Origin of the sequence: Burkholderia sp. Ac-20392, from assembly GCF_017104585.1 — a bacterium.
GTDB lineage: Bacteria > Pseudomonadota > Gammaproteobacteria > Burkholderiales > Burkholderiaceae > Burkholderia > Burkholderia lata.
Window position 1 is genome coordinate 1 of record NZ_JAAGPB010000749.1, and the last position, 3,015, is coordinate 3,015.

Annotated in this window: 2 protein-coding genes and 1 pseudogene; 1 reads left to right on the forward strand and 2 read right to left on the reverse strand. The window is 65.0% G+C overall.

Annotated features, from left to right (window positions below; all coding sequences use genetic code 11):
* Together G3N99_RS37700 and G3N99_RS37705 are read right to left on the reverse strand one after the other, a co-directional pair.
* The coding region (locus G3N99_RS37700; RefSeq protein ID WP_206124912.1) for a GDP-mannose 4,6-dehydratase at positions 1–990 on the reverse strand (990 nt) is incomplete at its 3' end.
* Between the two features lie 35 nt (positions 991–1,025).
* Positions 1,026–2,090, reverse strand: coding sequence for an acyltransferase (locus G3N99_RS37705; protein ID WP_174937162.1), 1,065 nt, complete (start codon positions 2,088–2,090; stop codon positions 1,026–1,028).
* A 499-nt stretch (positions 2,091–2,589) separates the two neighbouring features.
* Between G3N99_RS37705 and G3N99_RS37710 the strand changes: the two are divergent.
* Positions 2,590–3,015: pseudogene (locus G3N99_RS37710) on the forward strand (hypothetical protein); the annotation flags it as partial.

The following is a 3,015-nucleotide window of genomic DNA, read 5'->3' on the forward strand; positions in this document are numbered from 1 at the left end:
CACCATCCCGTTCTCGTCGAGCATCAGCCCGTAGCGGCACTTGCCCACTTCGAGCTTGTTCCACGGGTTCGTGTACATCCAGTTCAGCAGCTTCACTGCGTCCGGGCCCTGGATGTCGATCTTGCCGTTCGATGCGTCGAGGCCGCGCTCCTGCTCGCCCTTGCCGGTCCATTCGATCTGGTAGCCGGCCGCCGCGAACGCCATCCGCACGAAATCGCGCACGGTCTCGGTACGGTTGGTCGCGAGCACGTAGGTGTCGGGTTCGTCGGCCTGCAGCATGCGCCACATGCCTTCGACGTACTCGAGCGCGAAGCCCCAGTCGCGCTTCGCGTCGAGGTTGCCGAGCTCGAGGCGGGTCGCCTTGCCGAGCTTGATCTTCGCGATGGTGTCGGTGATCTTGCGCGTGACGAACTCGCGGCCGCGCAGCGGCGATTCGTGGTTGAACAGGATGCCGCTGCTGCCGAACAGGCCGTACGACTCGCGGTAGTTCACCGTCATCCAGTGCGCGTACAGCTTCGCGACGCCGTACGGGCTGCGCGGATAGAACGAGGTCGCTTCCGTCTGCGGAATCGACTGCACTTTGCCGAACATCTCGGAGGTCGATGCCTGGTAGAAGCGCGTCTTCGGGCTCACGACGCGGATCGCCTCGAGCAGGTTCAGCGGACCCAGGCCCGTCACTTCGGCGGTCGTCGCCGGCTGGTCGAACGACACGCCGACGAAGCTCTGCGCGGCGAGGTTGTACAGCTCGTCGGGCTGCGTGCGCTCGAGCAGGCGCAGGCTCGAGCCGGCGTCGGTCAGGTCGTGCTCGACGAGCGTGAGGTTCGGGTGCGTGTCGACGCCGAGCTCGGCGATGCGCCAGAAATTCACCGAGCTGGTGCGGCGGTAGGTGCCGGTGACCTCGTAGCCCTTGTCGAGCAGCAGCTTGGTCAGGTAGGCGCCGTCTTGCCCCGAGATCCCGGTGATGATGGCCTTCTTGCGAGTTTGGCTCATGACGTTGTCCTGGTAGAAACGATGGATGATGAAATTCAGGCGGTCGTGCCGGCGGCGGCCGGCAGCGCGCGGCGTGCGGGGCCGCGCGTCAGGCGCCGTTCGAAGCCGTACCAGCTCAAGGTCGCGTACGCGAGCGTGATCGCGAGCGCCAGCGCGGCCGTGACGAAGCGGTTCAGGTGCAGCGGCCACAGCGCGTACAGCACGCTGAGGTGGATCAGGTACACGGTGTAGCTGACGGTGCCGACGTAGACGAGCATCGGGTTCGTCAGCACGCGCTGCACGAGGCCGCGGCCGCGCAGGGCGATCACGACGATCGACGTGCACAGCAGCAGCGAGATGCTGTAGAGCGCCGCGTTCGACAGCGGCGTGTTCGCGGCGCGAAAGCGCGGGAACGACAGGTGCAGCCAGCCGAGGATCGCGAGCGACACGAGCGCGCCGACGATCGCGAGCGGATAGAACGGCTCGAGCGCGCGCCGGTCGCGGCGCAGCACGATCGCGAGCAGCGCGCCCGCGGCGAGCAGGTCCATCCGGAACGGCGTGAGGTAGTAGATCGGCCAGAACGAGTCGAACCACGGCGTCGCGATCGCGCGCAGCACGGGGGCCGCGACGATCAGCGCGGCGGCGACCCACAGCAGCGCGCGCTCCGAGCACCACAGTACGACGAACGGCCAGAAGATATAGAACTGCTCCTCGACCGCGAGCGACCACAGCACGTTCAGGCTGTCATGGCCGATGCTGCCGAGCGACAGCCCGATGTTGGTCGAGAAGAACGCGAACCACGGCCAGTGCGGCAGCCAGCTCGCGCCGAACAGGATCGTCGATACCACCAGCAGCAGCACGTAGGGCGGCAGGATGCGACGCACGCGACGTGCGTAGAAGTGGCTGAAGTACGACTGCCCGCGCGCCTTGCGATCGAGCAGGATGCCGGTGATCAGCAGCCCGCTCAACACGAAGAACAGGTCGACGCCCATCCAGAGCGGCGCCTTCAGCGCGTGCTGCAGGAACACGGCGCCCACCGCGATCGCGCGCAGCCCGTCGAGCTGCACGATGCGGCCGTGTTGCGGCGGGGTGAGGTCCGCGGGTCGCGAGATGCCCGTCATCGCGCCGCTCCTTCGAGACGCGCGGCGCGAGCCGGGGCGTGTCGCATATCCGATGCGTAAACGTGAACGTAATGCATGCCATTAAATGAAATATCGAATCGAAATCGATTCTAGGGAAAAGAAATCGGCAAAAAAACGCGCGTCATTTATCTGACGACAAACATTCAAATGCCGATTATTTCTACCGCGGGGTGAAAGGTCGGTGCCCGGACGGCCCCCGTCAGGCGGCGCAAGGCGGAATTTTCTACGGATCGGAAAAAGAAAGGCGGTCGTTATTGCCGTTTTCGGGCGCCTTTTTGCCTCTGTTCCGGTTCGATATTTCAGGCGGAAACATCCCCAAATATTTCCAAATTTCTTGTGATTATTTTTGCTTGTAACCTGCATCGCGACGTTTGAAACCCATTTAGCGACAGGGTGCACCGGCGGCAGCCCGCGGTGGCGCCGGTCGCTGTTGCATCAAGTCTGGAGAAGCGCATTGCGACGTCTGATTCTGGTAGGCATGACGGTATGCGCGACGCTGCTGACGAGCGCCGCACCGGCCGAAACGGTGTTGCCCGCGACGACGTCGTGGATCGGCAATACGTTCGGCTATGGCGACGGCAGCTGGACGCAGATCGACATCCGCGCGATCGCGGTGACGCCTGAAGGCAAGGTGTATACGAATGCGCCGTGGGACGAGAGCGGGGCCGAGGCGAGCGTCTACCAGGACGGGAAGATGCTCGGCTTCGCCGGCGGCACGCACGGCTGGGGCAACCTCGGCGGCAGCGCGATCGCGGTGAACAGCAAGTACGCGTACGTCGCGATCGGGGTCGGCAACGAGCGCGGCCACCTGCAGTCGCCCGGCATCTGGCCGGACAAGGGCAAGCAGTGGTTCGGCATCTCGCGCCGCACGATCGGCGACCTGAAGCAGCCCGCGCCGTTCCGC

Coding starts and splice junctions, on each gene's coding strand:
- G3N99_RS37705 (WP_174937162.1), bottom strand. CDS start 2,090: ATGACGGGCATCTCGCGACCCGCGGACCTCACCCCGCCGCAACACGGC.